Source organism: Arthrobacter sp. NPDC080082 (assembly GCF_040686595.1).
Classification (GTDB): Bacteria; Actinomycetota; Actinomycetes; order Actinomycetales; family Micrococcaceae; genus Arthrobacter.
Map to the genome: position 1 here is coordinate 72,569 of NZ_JBFBKQ010000002.1, position 15,090 is coordinate 87,658.

A 15,090-nucleotide genomic window follows, 5' to 3' on the forward strand; every position below is an offset into this window, starting at 1 on the left:
ATGGTCAACGGCCGATCCAACCGCGGTCCCGGAGGGCGGCGCAGACCTTGGACACGGCGGAGCGGGCGTCGGTAGTCATATGGCGCTTGGAGAGGCGGACAAGAGACCAGCCTGCCCTCGTGAAGTCCTCCTCCCGGGCGATGTCCCGCACGATCTGCCCGGACTCGGAATGTCCGTCTCCTTCGTACTCCACGGCCACCCAAAATTCCGGATAGGCCAGGTCGGGTTGGCGGACGACGCCGGAACGGAGCGGCACACTCGGGTTCAGTTGCGGCTCGGGGAGACCGGCCCTCGTCAAGGCGAGGCGCAGCCGGGTCTCGGGTGCGGAGTCCGCGCCAATCCGTGCCTGCTGCAGTGCGATGCGGGCCTTGCGGATACCGGGGCTGCCTTTGTGCCTATCGAGCATGTCTGCCAACTGCTGGGGAGTGGCGTGCGGGGCGCTGCGTCCTTCAAGCTCCGCCCTTGGGATGCGGAGCAAATGATCAGCGACAACGGTGAGCTCATCGATGCCCATTAGCCGGGACACGTCCAGCCAGGTGCGGACCCGTGTGGTGAGGATCAGCCCGTCCAAGCTAGTGATCTCGTCCGGGAAGAACTGTCCTACGTGGCCGACGACGCCGGCGCGCCGGGGGATGGCCATCGTGTCGGGCCGCGACAGATGGATGCCCGGCCGGTCCGCACCGGGCAGGAACCCCGGCAAATCCCAGAGCCGAAAAGCCGTGGCATGCGATGCGGCTGTAAATTCGGTGATGAGGGTGTAGGGCCTGACCGTCCGCCCGAGTTCCCTCGCCCCTTCGTCGCCAGCGGGGATGCGGATTCCGCGGCCCGGCGAGGAGAGCCCCGGGTGTCGCAGCCGGCGGTAGCTGACGCCGGCGTCGAGAGCCTCGCGGAACGTAAAGGGTGCCCTGCCGATGGAATCCGGCAGCGGCCGCGGAATCTTCATCCCCCCATGCTGGCAACATCGGGCCGTGCGCCGGAGGTTATCCACAGCCCGATGTTCCCGTCACCCAACTAGCTCGCAGTTGTTGTCGTTTTGGGCGGTCAGAACGACAACAACTGCGAGCTAGTTGGGATACGGCGCCCGCACCTGACTAGTTGCGGAACGCCGGGGCCTCGTCCGGGTCATCGGCAGTCGCGGTTGCATCCTCTGCAACGTCCCCGTTCCGGCCAGCGGGATCCGCGGGCCGGGCGTGGCGTCCCCGCGCCGGGGCACCCCCGACGCGCTCCAGGGCCTTCCGCTCCCGCCGGCCCTCGACCAGCCGGTACAGCACGGGGACCAGGATCAGGGTCAGGGCGGTGGAGGAGATCAGGCCGCCGATCACGACGACGGCGAGCGGCTGGGAGATGAACCCGCCGCCGCCGGTCAGGCCGAGGGCCATCGGGGTCAGGGCGAAGACCGTGGCCAGGGCCGTCATCAGGATGGGGCGCAGACGCTGTCGGGCGCCGTGGGTGATGGCATCGGCGACGTTCATGCCGGGTTCGCCGTTGCGTGGCTGACGGTACTGGTTAATCAGGTCGATCAGCACGATCGCGTTGGTGACCACGATGCCCACCAGCATCAGCATGCCGATCAGTGACGGCAGGCCCAGCGGGACCTTGGTGATCAGCAGCAGGGCAATGGCACCGGTCGCCGCGAACGGGATCGACACCAGGAGGATCAGCGGCTGCACCAGCGACTTGAAGGTGGCCACCATGATCACGTACACGATCGCGATCGCCGCCAGCAGGGCCAGGCCCAGCTGTCCGAAGGACTCGGCCTGCTGGGTCGTGGCGCCGCCGATTTCCGCGGTGACGCCCGGCGGCAGCTGGACCGTCTTCAGCCGGGCCTGCACCTCGGTGCTGACGGCCCCGAGGTTCCCGCCGGAGGGGGTCACGGAGACGCGCGCGGTCCGCTGCCCGTTGCTGGCGGTGATGGAGACCGGCACGTCGGCCTGCTCCACGGAGGCGATGGAGGACAGCGGCACGGGTCCGCGCGCGGTCGGCAGCTGCAGGTCGCGGACCGCGCCGATGCTGCTGAACTTCGTTCCCTCGCCGATCCGGACCGGGTAGTCGTTGGTGCCGATCCGGACCGTGCCGGCCGGGATCGGGCTGATGGTGGAGGCGAGGACGGCGCCGACCTGCTGTTCGTTCAGGCCGGCCGCGGTGGCCTTGGCGCGGTCCACCTTGACCTGGACCACGGGCTGGCTGGCGGCGAGGTTGGTGCTGACCTCCGAGGAGCCGGGGACGCCGTCCATGGCCTTGACCATCGTGTCGCTGGCGGCCTGCAGGTCGGCCGAACCGGCGGCCTTGAGCGTGATGTCCACGGTCGACGTCGTCCCGAAGCCGCCCTGCTGGGAGCCGACGGTGATCTTGCCGGCGTCGGAAATTGCGGCCAGCCGGGTGCGAACGGTGTCCTGCAACTTCTTCTGGTCCGCCTTGTCGTCAGTGACCACGGTGAAGGTGGAGTTGGCGGCGCCGGTGGACTGCAGGGCGGAGAACCCGGTCTGGGCGTTGCCCGTGGTGACCTGGATGTTCTTGATCCCGTCGATGCCGCGGAGCACGTCCTCGACCTTGACGGCGGCCGCGTTGCCCTGCTCCAGGCTGGTGCCGGCGGGCAGCGCCTGGCGCACCGTCAGGCTGTTCTCGCCGGAGTTGCCCAGCAGGTCGGTGGCCAGCAGCGGGGTCATCGCAACGGTGCCGCCCAGGACCAGGACGGAGGCGATGAGCGTGATGACGGGGTGGCGCTGGGTCTTGGTGAGCACCGGCAGGTAGCCGCGCTGCAGCAGGCTGCGCCGCTCGGCGTCGTGCGCCTTCGCGGCCGCTTCGGCGGCGTCAGTGTCCCCGACGGCGTCGGAGGGTTCTGTTGTGTCCCTGGCTCGGGGGTTGCGCAGGAACCAGTAGGCCAGCACAGGCACGATCGTCAGGGAAACCAACAGCGAGGAGATCAGCGCAATCGTGACGGTCAGCGCGAAGGGCCGGAACAGCTCCCCGGCCAGGCCCGCCACGAACGCGATCGGCAGGAACACAGCCACAGTCGTCAGGGTCGAGGCCGTGATCGCACCGGCCACCTCGCGGATCGAGGTGAGGATCGCGGTGATCTTCGCCTCGCCGTAGCTGAGGTGCCGCTTGATGTTCTCGATCACCACGATCGAGTCGTCCACCACGCGGCCGATCGCGATGGTCAGCGCGCCCAGGGTCAGGATGTTCAGCGAGTAGCCGGTGGCCTTCAGCCCGATGAACGTGATCAGGAGCGAGAGCGGAATCGAGACGGCCGTGACCAGGGTGGAGCGGACCGAGAGCAGGAACAAGAGGATGATGCCGACGGCGAAGCCCAGGCCCAGCAGGCCCTCGGTGGTGAGGTCCTTGATGGACTTCTCGATGAACGGCGCCTGGTCGAAGACAGGGGTGAACTTTGCGTTGGACCCCAGTTCCGCCTCGAGCTGCGGGATGGCGTCCTTGACCGCGTGTGAGATGCCCACGGTGTCGCCTTCGGGCTTCTTGGTGACGGAGACCGCCAGGGTCTCCTTGCCGTTGGTGCGGGTGATGGAGGTGCGGGCGTCCTCGGTGATCGAGACGTCGGCGACGCTGCCGATCGTGGCGGCGTTGCGCGCCCCGCCCAGCGGCAGGGCCTTGATGGCGTCCACGGAGTCCACCGGGCTGCCAATCTGCAGGGAGAGGGTCTTGCCCTGGTCCTGGATGCTGCCGGCCGGGACCAGGCTGCCGTTGTTCTTCAGGGCGTCGCTGATCGCCTGGATGGAGGTGCCGGCGGCCGCCATCGCCTCGGGCTTGGGCTGGATCTGGATGTGCTCGGTGGCGCCGCCGGTGACCTCGGCGCCGCGGACGCCGTCGATCTTCTGCAGCCGGGGCACGCTTAGCCGGGCGAGGTCGGTGTTGAGCTCACTGAGCGGCTTGTCCGAGGAGACCGCCAGGTACACGATCGGGAAGTCACTGATGCTGCCGGCGATCGCCTGCGGCTGGACGTCCTTGGGCAGCGCCTGCTTGGCGTTGGAGATGGCACGGTCGATCTGGTTCCGGGCACGGTCCAGGTTGGAGCCGTAGGTGAACGCCAGGGTGATCTGCGAGACGCCGTTGCGCGAGGTGGACGACGTCGATTCCAGGCCCTCGACGCCGCGCAGGGCGGTCTCCAGCGGACCGCTCACCTGCTTGTCCACGACCTCGGGCGAGGCGCCCGGCATCGAGGTGATCACCGTGATCTGCGGGAACTCGATCGAGGGGATGAGCTCCTGCTTCAGCGAGGTCATGGTGATCACCCCAAAGACCGAGGCAAAGACGGTGATCAGCGCGATCAGCGCCCGGTTTCCGAGCGAGAGCCTGGCCAGCCGGAACATTCATGAACTCCTGGGGTCTACGGACGCCGTACCCGACGGAACGCCTCAAGGGACTAAACGTGCCGCAACCCGGCAGAGTTTCAGCGGGAGGCCGGGACCGTTTCCAGCTGCAGGACCTTGGCCGTGTCGGCCTCGAGCTGCGCGGCGAGCTCCGGGTTCTCGTTGAGCTTGACGCCGTAGCCCGGCATCATCTCCTTGAGCTTGCCCTGCCAGCCCTTGAAGTCCTTCGGGAAGGCCTTCTGCAGCAGTTCGATCATGATCGGCACGGCGGTGGAAGCACCCGGGGAGGCACCCAGCAGGGCGCCGATGCTGCCGTCGCGGCCCGCGATGACCTCGGTGCCGAACTGCAGCACGCCGCCCTTCTTCGGGTCCTTCTTGATGATCTGCACGCGCTGGCCGGCGGTGATGAGCTCCCAGTCGCCGTCCTTGGCCTCGGGGTAGTACTCGCGCAGGGCCTCAACCTTGGCGCCGTGGCGCTTGGCGACTTCCTTGACCAGGTAGGCCGTGAGGTCCATGTTGTCCTTGGCCACGGCCAGCATCGGGATGATGTTGGAGGGGCGGATGGACAGCGGCAGGTCCAGGTAGGAGCCGTTCTTCAGGAAGTTGGTGGAGAAGCCGGCATACGGGCCGAAGAGCAGGGAGCGCTTGCCGTTGACGTAGCGGGTGTCCAGGTGCGGCACGGACATCGGCGGGGCGCCCACGGAGGCCTGGCCGTAGACCTTGGCGCTGTGCTGGGCGGCCAGGGACTCGTCGGTGCAGCGGAAGAACTGTCCGGAGACGGGGAAACCGCCGTAGCCCTTGCTCTCCGGGATGCCGGAAGCCTGCAGCAGGTGCAGGGCGCCGCCGCCGGCGCCGACGAAGACGAACTTGGCGTGGATGGACCCGCGCTCACCGGAGCGTGGGTGCTTCAGGGACAGGTCCCAGCCGCCGTCGGCCGCGCGGCTGATGCCGGTGACGTCGTGGCCGTAGTTGATCTCCACGCCGTTGTTGCCCAGGTAGCCGGTGAGCTCGCGCGTCAGGGCGCCGAAGTCGACGTCGGTGCCTTCCGCGGCGCGGGTCGCGGCTACGCGCTGCTTGGGGTCGCGGCCCTTGATGATCAGCGGCGCCCACTTGGCGATCTGCGCCTGGTCCTCGGAGTACTCCATGGAGCGGAACAGCGGGTTCGGCTTGAGCGCCTCGTAACGGGTCCGCAGGAACTTGGTGTTCTCTTCGCCCACCACGAAGCTCATGTGCGGGACGGTGTTGATGAAGCCCTTGGGGGAGCCGATCAGGGAGTTGGTGACCAGGTGGGACCAGAACTGGCGGGAGAGCTGGAACTGCTCGTTGATGTGCAGCGCCTTGGACGGATCCACCGAGCCGTCTTTGGCCGCGGGGGAGTAGTTCAGTTCGCAGAGGGCGGCGTGGCCGGTACCGGCATTGTTCCAGGGATCGGAGCTTTCCAGGCCCGGGCGGTCCAGCCGCTCGAACAGCGAGATGGTCCAGTTCGGCTCGAGCTGCTTGAGGAAGGCACCGAGCGTGGCGCTCATGATGCCGCCGCCAATCAGGACGACGTCGGCGTGTTGGGTCTTGGAAATGAAAGTCACATCAGTCTCCGGTAGCAGCGGCTCTGGCTGTCACAGAATATCCCCGCACGGCCCACTAACTGAAATTGGCCCGGCACGTCAAGACTTGAGGACCACCTTCGTGAAAACTTCGTTGAGCACCGGCGACGCCGGGTACTTCACCACCCGGTCGGAGAGCGCCAGCGCCGAGATCGGGAAGGCGATCGGCACGGCAGGGACCGACGCGGCGATCTGCGCGTTGATGGTCTGGTACTGCTCGGTGCGGTCTTTGCCGTCCGGCAGGCCGCGGGCCCGGGCGATCTTCGAGAACACCTGCGGGTCCTGGTAGCCGAACTCGCCGTTCTTCTCGCCGAAGAGCGGGCCGACGAAGTTGTCCGGGTCCGCGTAGGAACCGTTCCAGCCGAGCAGGTGAAGGGCGTGGTCCCCGGGGGAGGTGACCTTTTGCAGGTAGCCGTCGGACCAGTCCACCGGGACGGGCTTGATATTCAGTCCGACGGCGATCAGTTCGCGGCTGATCTCGGCGTAGACCTTCTCTGGCGTCGGCAGGTACGGCCGGGTGACGTTCAGCGGGTAGTAGAACTTCAGCTCCTCGCCCTTGTACGTGGACTGGGCCAGCAGCTCCTTGGCCTTGGCCGGGTCGTGGCCCAGCGACGGGGCGTTGTTGTTGAAACCGCTCAGCTTCGGCGGCACGAACTGGGAGGCCGAGGACGTGTTGTCGATAAAGAACTTCCGGATCAGGGTGTCCTTGTCCAGGGCCATCTCGATCGCCTGGCGCACCTTGAGGTCCTGCAGGGCCGGGATGTCCTGGTTCATGCCCAGGTACATGACGGAGAACGGGTCGCGCTGGATGATCTGCTTGCCGCGCTTGACCAGCTGATCGAAGTTACCCACGGTGACGGAGTCGTAGGCGTCGATCTTGCCGTCCAGCAGTGCCTGCATCCGGGTCTGCGGGTGGTCGTAGGTGACGAAGTTGATCGTGGCGATCTGGCCCCTGTCACCCCAGTAGTTCTTGTTGCTGGAGAGCGTGACGGTGTCGTTGTCCCAGGACGTGAAGACGTACGGGCCGGTTCCCACCGGCTTGAGCGCGTAGGCGGAGACCGGCTGGCCGTCCCGGGTCTGGTTCAGCACGTCCGCGGACTGCGCCGCGAGGGCCTTCGGCGAGGACATGGCGAAGGCGGGCAGGGTCAGCGCCTGTAGGAAGCCGGTGAAGGGCTGGGTCAGGTCGATCTCGACGTTGCCGCCCGCGAGCGGGGTGCAGCCCTTGTAGATGGACAGCGAGGCCTGGTCCGCGTTGGCCTTGAAGACGCCTTTGAATGAGGTCCCCGGGGCCTGTTTCCGCAGCGCCTCGGAGAAGTTGAACCAGCGGTTGAAGTTCGTGCACACCGCGGGACCGTCGAAGGCGGTGCCGTCCTGGAAGGTCACGCCGTCGCGGAGCTTAAAGGTATAGGTGCGGCCGTCGTCGCTGGTCTTCCACTCGGTGGCCAGCAGCGGCGTGGGCTTGCCGCTGTTTTGGTCAACGCCCACCAGGCCCTCGAGGATCTGCCGGGTGATGCGGTAGGAGTCGACGTCGGAGACCAGCGCCGGGTCCAGCCCCAGCGGGCGGGACGCGGTGCCGAAGGTGAACGTTTCGGTGGGTCCGGTACCGGCGCCGACCGACGACGTCGGGACCGGCCCGGGCGCGCCGGTGCAGGCCGCAACGGGGGCCAGGAGCAGCAGCGCGCCCAGGCCTGCGATGAGGCGGCGCATCCTGCGCGGTCCTCTGATGGGCGCGGTCCTGCTGGGCACTGAAGAATCACCTCGGGAAACGATGGGGCCGCCGGCTGCGGAGTGAGCCCCATTCTAGTGGACGGTGCCGTGCCGCAAACTCCCGCGCAGACTCCGGCGCGGCCCCGGCCCGGGGTGATGGACGGCCCAGGCACGGCGAAGGCCCGCACCGATGGTGCGGGCCTCCGTTTTCTCCGGTCGGGTCCGGGGAGTCAAGCCGGACCCGGAAGGGGAGGTTGGTGGTGGTTACTTCGGCATCAGTACGGAGTCGACCATGTACACGGTGGCGTTGGCGGTCTTGACGCCACCGCAGACGACGTTGGCGCCGTCGACCATCAGGGAATCCTTGCTGCCGGTCACGGTGACCGAGCCGCCCTCAACCGTCTTGTGGGTGCCCACGATCTGGTCGGGGGAGATCTTGCCGGGAACAACGTGGTAGGTCAGGATCTTGCTCAGCAGGGCGTCGTCCGTCTTGAGCTTGTCGATCGTGGCAGCGTCGATCTTCTTGAAGGCGTCATCGGTCGGGGCGAAGACGGTGAACTCGCTGCCGTTCAGGGTGTCCACCAGGTTGACCTTGGGGTTGAGCTTGCCGGAGACGGCGGCGGTCAGCGTGGTGAGGATCGGGTTGTTGGAGGCTGCGGTGGCTACCGGGTCCAGGGCCATGCCGGACACGGAGCCCGCACCGCTGGGGACCTGGGCGGCGTAGGCCGCGCAGCCGGAGCCGACCAGGTCGGCGGCCGGGTCCATGGCGCCGGCGGAAGCGCTCATCGACGGCGATGCGCTCATGGAGGGGGAGGCTGCCATGCTCGACGCGGACGGGGCCGCAGCCGGGGCCGACGAACTGGAGGAGCCGGTGGTGGAGCCGCCGCAGGCGGTCAGGCTCAGCATGGCGACGGCGGCGATGCCGGAAACGGCGAGCGTGGTGCGCTTGATGGTCTGCATTGTGAATCTCCTTAGTTGTGCCGAGGTAATGCGTGCAACGGAGGGTTTTTCCGGTGCTGCTGTTGTTCGACTGGCGGGCACCGACCCTTGGTTGGTGTCTCACTGAAGATTCGGGCGATGGGGCCGGGGGGATGGGTGGGATTGCAGAAATTTTTTTAAAACAGGAAAACCCCGGCCAGAGACCGGGGTTTTCCGAGGTGCGCAAGGGGGGACTTGAACCCCCACGCCCGAAGGCACAGGAACCTAAATCCTGCGTGTCTGCCAATTTCACCACTCGCGCGCGGCGCCGTCGTCGGCGGATCCCGGGGGACCCGGCGTCGGACGCCAGGGACCATTCTACAGATCGAGCTTGAGGTCCCGCCGCAGTTTGGCCACGTGGCCCGTGGCGCGGACGTTGTACTGGGCCAGGGCCACCTTGCCGTCCGGTCCCACCACCACGGTGGAGCGGATCAGCCCGTCGTAGGTCTTGCCGTAGTTTTTCTTCTCGCCCCAGGCGGCGTACGCCTCCGCGACCTTGTGGTCCGGATCGGACAGCAGCGGAAAGGTCAGGCCCTCGTCCTCGGCGAACGTGGCGAGTTTGGCGACGGGGTCGGGGGAGATGCCGACGACCTCGTAGCCGGCGGCGGAGAGCGAGGCGAGGGAGTCCCTGAAATCGCAGGCCTGCTTGGTGCAGCCCGGGGTCGCGGCCGCCGGGTAGAAGTAGACAACGGTGCTGCGGCCCTTGAAGTCCTTGAGGCCCACGGTGCGGCCGGTGGAATCCTGGAGGCTGAAATCGGGCGCGGTGTCGCCGGGAACGAGTCGTTCTGCCACGGTGGGCTCCTGTTCTGGGACGCTCCGGGGAGCGGATGTGACGGACGGAACCCCAGCTTAGTGAGCGCCTGAACCGACGACGAATCAGGGATTCGGTATACTACTTACTATGCCCGATTTGGATCGCTGGCCCACTGGCCGCCTTTTGTCCACGGCAGCACGCCTGGTTGAACACTCCTGGAATGAAAAGCTGGGAGCAATCGGCCTTACCCACGCGGGGGTCATCGCGATGGAAGTGCTCTCCGTCCATGGCCCCATGACCCAGGCGCAGCTGGCGCAGCTGGTGCGTGTCCAGGCACAGACGATGGGCAAGACCCTCAGCCGCCTCGAGGCGCACGGCCACATCTCACGTGAGCGCAGCGTCTCCGACCGCCGCAGCCACGTGGTGACGCTGACCGACCGTGGCCGGGAGGCCGTCGTCGCCGCCGCGGACATGGAACGCTCCGTGCTCGCCGCCGCGTCCATCGACCCGGACACCCTTCGCCACGAGCTGCAGGCCGTGGTGCGTGAACTCGCAAACCGCATCTCCTCCACCGAGGACGCGAAGGACATTGTCGACGCTCCGGCACCCAAGGTGTCGGCGGACGCAGGCACCCTCTCCTAGCCGGTCCTTTCCGGCTGGCCGGCGTCGGACGGTTCCGTCCGGCCCCGGGAGCAAGGCGCGAACTGCGTGTCACGCCCCGAGACGCCGGCCCACCTCGCATAGGGTTGTGTGCCATGGACACGTCGCACCCGCCGGAGCTGGAAGGGCAGACCTCGATCAACGAGCTGCTCGACGAGCCCGTGGGCGCAGACCCCGTCCAGTTGGCCCTGCCCCTGCTTTTCCACCCGGCGATTCGCGTCCGCGGCTGAGTCCGCGCCGGAGCTCCCATGACCGATCACCGCTGTGTGCGCCGCCCCTCTCCGCGGGCAGTTGCCGCGACGCTGGCCGCCACGGTCCTGGCCCTCACGATCTCTGCGGCCCCGGCGGGGGCCGAAACCTGCGCGCCAGTGATCGTCCTGCCCCTCGGTCCCTGCCAGCCGACGGCGCCGTCCAGTCCGCGACCCACGGCCACCTCCAGCCCGGCGCCTGCCCCCACCGCTGCCCCCGTTGCACCGGCACCCGCCCCGGCCGTTCCCGCTCCGGTGGCCCCGGCACCGGTTTCCCCGGCGGACCGGCCCGCCCCGGCCGCCTCCAATGCGCCGGCGACAACCACGGCGCCGACCACACCCTCGGGCCCCGCGTCCCCGTCCCGGGCGCCCTCCGCTTCCGTTCCGCCGCAGCCCGCCGCCCCTACCCTCCCGGCGGCCGATCCGACGGCCGGAGGCGCCACGGACGCGCCGGAACCGGGGGAGCGGGGCACCATGGGGCTTGGGGCCGCTCTGCTGGCCGGCGGCGGCGTCCTGGTCTCGGCATCAGCAGCCCTGGGACTTCGCGCCCGCCGCCTCCGGCTGCGCTGACCGGAACCCCCTCGCCGCAGCGGCTCCCTGCCTTTGGGTAATCCACCTTGCCGCCCGAAACCCGCGCAGACACAAAAAAGCCGCTCCAACTCCGACTTTCATCGGTGTTGGAGCGGCTTCTTCTGTGGTGCACCCCCCGGGACTCGAACCCGGAACCCATTGATTAAGAGTCAATTGCTCTGCCAGTTGAGCTAGAGGTGCAGCTGTTGTTTTCGTTCCCCCCCCGGGCTGTTTATTTCCCGCGGTGTTCTCCGCAACGACATGAAACTCTACACGAGATTTGCCGGAGTGCGAAATCGGGGGCAAGAAGGTGGTCCGGGCGGCCGGGAGGACGGGCGGCAACCCCGCAATTCCGCGGATTTTCGGGCCTCCGGGGCCCGCCTGCCCGCCCTTGAAAGGATGCCGGGAGGGGCGGCGGGCCCGCATTACGGAGTGTGAAGTGAGCCACACTGCGGGAGGGTCAGAGCCTGACGCGGCGGGGCGGGCGGAACCCGGCGGCCTCGGCGTGCGCGGCCGACTCAAACCACACCCCGGCCCGGGTCTCCTCGTAGCCCTGGCTGGTCTCCTCGTAGTACGTCATGGTTTCCGCGTCACCCTTGACGGTGAAGTCGGCAGGGCCGCTGCCGTCGGCCGCAGGTGCGGCCGAGCCGACGCCGTAGGGCTGCTCGGCGGCGAGGTGACCGGCGGGCTCCGGTTCCGGCATCGGCTCGTGGCTGGGAGCAGGCGCCGGTTCGTGAGCGGGTTCGGTCGCCGATTCGTGCACCTGCTCCTGGGCCGGGGGAGCGGAGTGGCTGGCCGAGCCCTCGACCGCGGCGGAGGATGCCGCCGCCTGCAAGGTCTCAGCCTCTGCGGCCTCGGCCGCCGCGGACTCCGCCCCCGGGAGAGTGGGCGCGTGCGGTCCGGTGTACTCCGGGTGGTGCACCGGCGCGGCCTGGGCTTCCGCGGGGGTAGCCTCAGCAGGGGCTGTCTGGGTAGCGGGCTCAGGTGCGGCGGTGGGTTCCGAGGCGGCGGCCGGTGCGGCGGCCGGTGCGGCGGACGGTGCGGGCTCGGCGGCCGGCGCAGGCTCGGGGGCCGGTGCGGGTACGGGGACAGGCGCCGCGGCTGCCGGAGCAACGGGCTCCCGCTCGGCGGACCGCGGTGTGCTGCCGGTGGCCGGTGTTCCGGAGGCCTGGGTGCCGGAAGCCTGGGTGCCGGAAGCCTGGGTGCCGCCGGTCCGTCGGCTGTTGCGGTTCAGGAGCGTCCACACCACCGCGACGATCAGCACGATGACAATGAGCCAGATAATCCAATCCATGGCCGGATCCTTCGGGTCGGGCGGCAGGGTTGCCGTGTGCTTGACGTTACGTCCGGCCCTCGCGGGTGTCCAGCAACGCCCGGACGGCCCGTGTAGCCTCGGCTCATGGACTTCAAGAGGCTGCGGATCCTCCGCGAACTGGCGGACCGCGGCACCGTCGGGGCCACCGCGGAGGCCATGCAGGTCACCCCGTCTGCCGTCTCCCAGCAGCTGAAAACGCTGCAGGAGGAACTCGGGGTGGTGCTGGTCGAGAAGTCCGGGCGGGGCGTCCGCCTGACCGAGGCCGGCCTGGCGATGGCCGGCGCCGCGGCCGAAGTGTCTACCGCCATGGCCCGGGCCGAGGCCACCATCGACACCTACCGCCGCGGCTGGCAGACACGGGTGAGCGCGGCGTTCTTCCCCAGCGCCGCGGAAATGTTCCTGCCCGGCCTGCTGCATCGGGTCCGCGAGATCGACGGGCTGCGCTTCGAGGCCCATTTCGAGGACCCCGGCGTCGCCGGCTTCGCCGCCCTGGCCGCCGACTACGACGTCGTCCTCGCGCACAGCGTGGACGGCCCCGAGGTCTTCGCCCGGCAGGGCCTGGAGGTGGTCCCGCTCCTCGACGAGCCGCTGGACGTTGCGGTTCCCGCGGGGCATCCGCTCGCGGCCAAGGCCAGCCTCAGTGCCCAGGACGTCATCGGCTGCCCGTGGATGGGCGTGCCGGACGGCTTCCCCTTCGATACCGTGCTGCGCCAGATCGAGATGCAGGCAGACTCCCCGGCGCTGCGGGCCCAGCTCTACCCGGATTTGCGCGTCCTCGAGGCCCTGGTCAGTGCCGGGCACGGGCTCAGCCTGCTGCCGCGCTACACGGCCCTGAAGAACCAGGGCCGCGGCTTCGTGCTGCGCCCCCTCCGGGGCGTGAAGGCGAGCCGCAGCATCGTGGTGCTGGCCCGCCCCGAGGCCGCGGCACGCACCACCATCCAGGAAGTGATCGCCCTGTTGCAGGCCGAGGCGCGGGCGGTGGCGTTGGCGCCGGAACTGCGTGGCGGAGATCACGGAAAACCCGCGGGCCACGCGGCGGCTTCCGTAGTCTAGGACGCGAGTCCGCTGTGTGGGCGGAAATATTCCGGAATTGCCGCTTAATCCGGCCGGGCGGCTCGTTGGCATCCTCGCCGGACCCATAGACTTTGAGCCATGAGCCAGGACACCGAAGCAGCAGCAGTTGCCACCCCGGACATCAAGCCCCGCAGCCGCGTCGTCACCGATGGCATCCACGCAGCCCCCGCCCGCGGCATGTTCCGCGCCGTCGGCATGGGCGACGACGACTTCGCCAAGCCGCAGGTGGGCGTCGCCAGCTCGTGGAACGAAATCACCCCCTGCAACCTCTCCCTGAACCGGCTGGCCCAGGGCGCCAAGGAAGGCGTCCACGCCGGCGGCGGCTTCCCGATGCAGTTTGGCACCATTTCCGTCTCGGACGGCATCTCCATGGGCCACGAGGGCATGCACTTCTCCCTGGTCTCCCGCGAAGTCATCGCCGACTCCGTCGAGACCGTCATGCAGGCCGAGCGGATCGACGGCTCCGTACTGCTGGCCGGTTGCGACAAGTCCCTCCCCGGCATGCTGATGGCGGCGGCCCGCCTGGACCTCGCCAGCGTCTTCCTCTACGCCGGCTCGATCATGCCCGGCTGGGTCAAGCTCGAGGACGGCTCGGAAAAGGAAGTCACCCTCATCGATGCCTTCGAAGCCGTGGGCGCCTGCGCCGCCGGCAAGATGAGCATGGAGGACCTGACGCGCATCGAAAAGGCCATCTGCCCGGGCGAAGGTGCCTGCGGCGGCATGTACACCGCCAACACCATGGCCTGCATCGGCGAGGCCCTGGGCATGTCCCTCCCCGGTTCCGCCGCCCCGCCCTCGGCCGACCGCCGCCGCGACGACTTCGCGCGCAAGTCCGGCGAGGCCGTGGTGAACCTGCTCCGCCTCGGCATCACGGCCCGCGACATCATGACCAAGAAGGCCTTCGAGAACGCCATCGCCGTCACCATGGCCTTCGGCGGTTCCACCAACGCGGTCCTGCACCTGCTCGCGATCGCCCGCGAGGCCGAGGTCGAGCTGACCCTGGACGACTTCAACCGCATCGGCGACAAGATCCCCCACCTGGGCGACCTCAAGCCCTTCGGCCGCTACGTCATGACCGACGTCGACAGGATCGGCGGCGTGCCCGTGATCATGAAGGCGCTGCTCGACGCCGGCCTCCTGCACGGGGACTGCCTCACCGTGACCGGCAAGACCGTCGCGGAGAACCTGGACGCTATCAACCCGCCGGACGTCGACGGCAAGATCCTCCGCGCCCTGGACAACCCGATCCACAAGACCGGCGGCATCACCATCCTGCACGGCTCGATGGCCCCGGAAGGCGCCGTCGTCAAGAGCGCCGGCTTCGACGCCGACGTCTTCGAGGGCACCGCCCGCGTCTTCGAACGCGAGCAGGGCGCCCTGGACGCGCTGGACAAGGGTGAGATCAAGGCCGGCGACGTCGTCGTCATCCGCTACGAGGGCCCCAAGGGCGGCCCGGGCATGCGCGAGATGCTCGCCATCACCGGCGCCATCAAGGGCGCCGGCCTCGGCAAGGACGTCCTGCTGCTGACCGACGGACGCTTCTCCGGCGGCACCACCGGCCTCTGTATCGGCCACGTGGCGCCCGAAGCGGTCGACGGCGGCCCGATCGCCTTCGTCAAGGACGGCGACCGGATCCGCGTCGACATCGCCGCCCGCTCCTTCGACCTGCTGGTCGACCCCGCCGAGCTGGAAGCCCGCAAGGAAGGCTGGCAGCCGCTCCCGGCCCGCTACACCAAGGGCGTGCTCGCCAAGTACGCCAAGCTCGTCCACAGCGCCTCCACCGGCGCCTACTGCGGGTGATTCCTACCTTGGGGTTCCGGCGCTGGGCGCCGGAACCCCAGGGGCCCTCGGAATC

The 15,090-nt window shown here is 68.7% G+C and carries 12 protein-coding genes and 2 tRNA genes; 5 read left to right on the plus strand and 9 right to left on the minus strand.

What is annotated here, in order from left to right; genetic code table 11:
* Nucleotides 1–4: 4 nt before the first annotated feature.
* The 7 genes from AB0O44_RS04635 to bcp form a co-directional block, all read right to left on the minus strand.
* Nucleotides 5–943 (minus strand): hypothetical protein, encoded by a 939-nt coding sequence (locus tag AB0O44_RS04635; RefSeq protein ID WP_364134861.1) that lies wholly within the window; start codon nt 941–943, stop codon nt 5–7.
* 148 nt (nt 944–1,091) lie between these two features.
* A complete protein-coding gene (locus tag AB0O44_RS04640) occupies nt 1,092–4,328 on the minus strand; it encodes an efflux RND transporter permease subunit (protein WP_364134863.1) in 3,237 nt (1,078 codons plus the stop codon).
* A gap of 80 nt (nt 4,329–4,408) precedes the next feature.
* Nucleotides 4,409–5,911, minus strand: coding sequence for a malate:quinone oxidoreductase (locus AB0O44_RS04645; protein WP_364134866.1), 1,503 nt, complete (start codon nt 5,909–5,911; stop codon nt 4,409–4,411).
* Between the two features lie 78 nt (nt 5,912–5,989).
* On the minus strand, nt 5,990–7,636 hold the full coding sequence (locus AB0O44_RS04650; protein ID WP_364134869.1) for an ABC transporter substrate-binding protein: 1,647 nt from the start codon (nt 7,634–7,636) through the stop codon (nt 5,990–5,992).
* Nucleotides 7,637–7,900: 264 nt separating this feature from the next.
* On the minus strand, nt 7,901–8,596 hold the full coding sequence (locus AB0O44_RS04655) for a fasciclin domain-containing protein (RefSeq protein WP_364134872.1): 696 nt from the start codon (nt 8,594–8,596) through the stop codon (nt 7,901–7,903).
* Nucleotides 8,597–8,794: 198 nt separating this feature from the next.
* Nucleotides 8,795–8,876, minus strand: a tRNA-Leu gene (locus AB0O44_RS04660).
* 56 nt (nt 8,877–8,932) lie between these two features.
* On the minus strand, nt 8,933–9,406 hold the full coding sequence (gene bcp / locus AB0O44_RS04665; RefSeq protein WP_290257469.1) for a thioredoxin-dependent thiol peroxidase: 474 nt from the start codon (nt 9,404–9,406) through the stop codon (nt 8,933–8,935).
* A 109-nt stretch (nt 9,407–9,515) separates the two neighbouring features.
* Between bcp and AB0O44_RS04670 the strand changes: the two genes are divergently transcribed.
* From AB0O44_RS04670 to AB0O44_RS04680, 3 genes are all read left to right on the plus strand, one after another.
* Nucleotides 9,516–10,010: a MarR family transcriptional regulator gene (locus AB0O44_RS04670; protein ID WP_290257470.1), complete on the plus strand. Its 495-nt coding sequence runs from the start codon at nt 9,516–9,518 to the stop codon at nt 10,008–10,010.
* Between the two features lie 113 nt (nt 10,011–10,123).
* Nucleotides 10,124–10,258, plus strand: coding sequence for a hypothetical protein (locus AB0O44_RS04675; protein WP_364134875.1), 135 nt, complete (start codon nt 10,124–10,126; stop codon nt 10,256–10,258).
* 18 nt (nt 10,259–10,276) lie between these two features.
* Nucleotides 10,277–10,846, plus strand: coding sequence for a hypothetical protein (locus AB0O44_RS04680; protein WP_364134878.1), 570 nt, complete (start codon nt 10,277–10,279; stop codon nt 10,844–10,846).
* Nucleotides 10,847–10,971: 125 nt separating this feature from the next.
* Here the strand turns inward: AB0O44_RS04680 and AB0O44_RS04685 are convergent.
* Both AB0O44_RS04685 and AB0O44_RS04690 read right to left on the minus strand, forming a co-directional pair.
* Nucleotides 10,972–11,047: transfer RNA gene (locus tag AB0O44_RS04685), tRNA-Lys, on the minus strand.
* 259 nt (nt 11,048–11,306) lie between these two features.
* Entirely contained in the window at nt 11,307–12,140 is an 834-nt protein-coding gene (locus tag AB0O44_RS04690) for a hypothetical protein (protein ID WP_364134880.1), read from the minus strand.
* A gap of 105 nt (nt 12,141–12,245) precedes the next feature.
* Between AB0O44_RS04690 and AB0O44_RS04695 the strand changes: the two genes are divergently transcribed.
* On the plus strand, nt 12,246–13,214 hold the full coding sequence (locus AB0O44_RS04695) for a LysR family transcriptional regulator (protein ID WP_364134882.1): 969 nt from the start codon (nt 12,246–12,248) through the stop codon (nt 13,212–13,214).
* A 99-nt stretch (nt 13,215–13,313) separates the two neighbouring features.
* A complete protein-coding gene (gene ilvD, locus AB0O44_RS04700; RefSeq protein WP_364134884.1) occupies nt 13,314–15,035 on the plus strand; it encodes a dihydroxy-acid dehydratase in 1,722 nt (573 codons plus the stop codon).
* Nucleotides 15,036–15,090: the final 55 nt, after the last annotated feature.

Coding starts and splice junctions, on each gene's coding strand:
- AB0O44_RS04680 (WP_364134878.1), top strand. CDS start 10,277: ATGACCGATCACCGCTGTGTGCGCCGCCCCTCTCCGCGGGCAGTTGCC.
- AB0O44_RS04635 (WP_364134861.1), bottom strand. CDS start 943: ATGAAGATTCCGCGGCCGCTGCCGGATTCCATCGGCAGGGCACCCTTT.
- ilvD (WP_364134884.1), top strand. CDS start 13,314: ATGAGCCAGGACACCGAAGCAGCAGCAGTTGCCACCCCGGACATCAAG.
- AB0O44_RS04695 (WP_364134882.1), top strand. CDS start 12,246: ATGGACTTCAAGAGGCTGCGGATCCTCCGCGAACTGGCGGACCGCGGC.
- AB0O44_RS04655 (WP_364134872.1), bottom strand. CDS start 8,596: ATGCAGACCATCAAGCGCACCACGCTCGCCGTTTCCGGCATCGCCGCC.
- AB0O44_RS04650 (WP_364134869.1), bottom strand. CDS start 7,636: ATGCGCCGCCTCATCGCAGGCCTGGGCGCGCTGCTGCTCCTGGCCCCC.
- AB0O44_RS04670 (WP_290257470.1), top strand. CDS start 9,516: ATGCCCGATTTGGATCGCTGGCCCACTGGCCGCCTTTTGTCCACGGCA.
- AB0O44_RS04640 (WP_364134863.1), bottom strand. CDS start 4,328: ATGTTCCGGCTGGCCAGGCTCTCGCTCGGAAACCGGGCGCTGATCGCG.
- AB0O44_RS04690 (WP_364134880.1), bottom strand. CDS start 12,140: ATGGATTGGATTATCTGGCTCATTGTCATCGTGCTGATCGTCGCGGTG.
- AB0O44_RS04675 (WP_364134875.1), top strand. CDS start 10,124: ATGGACACGTCGCACCCGCCGGAGCTGGAAGGGCAGACCTCGATCAAC.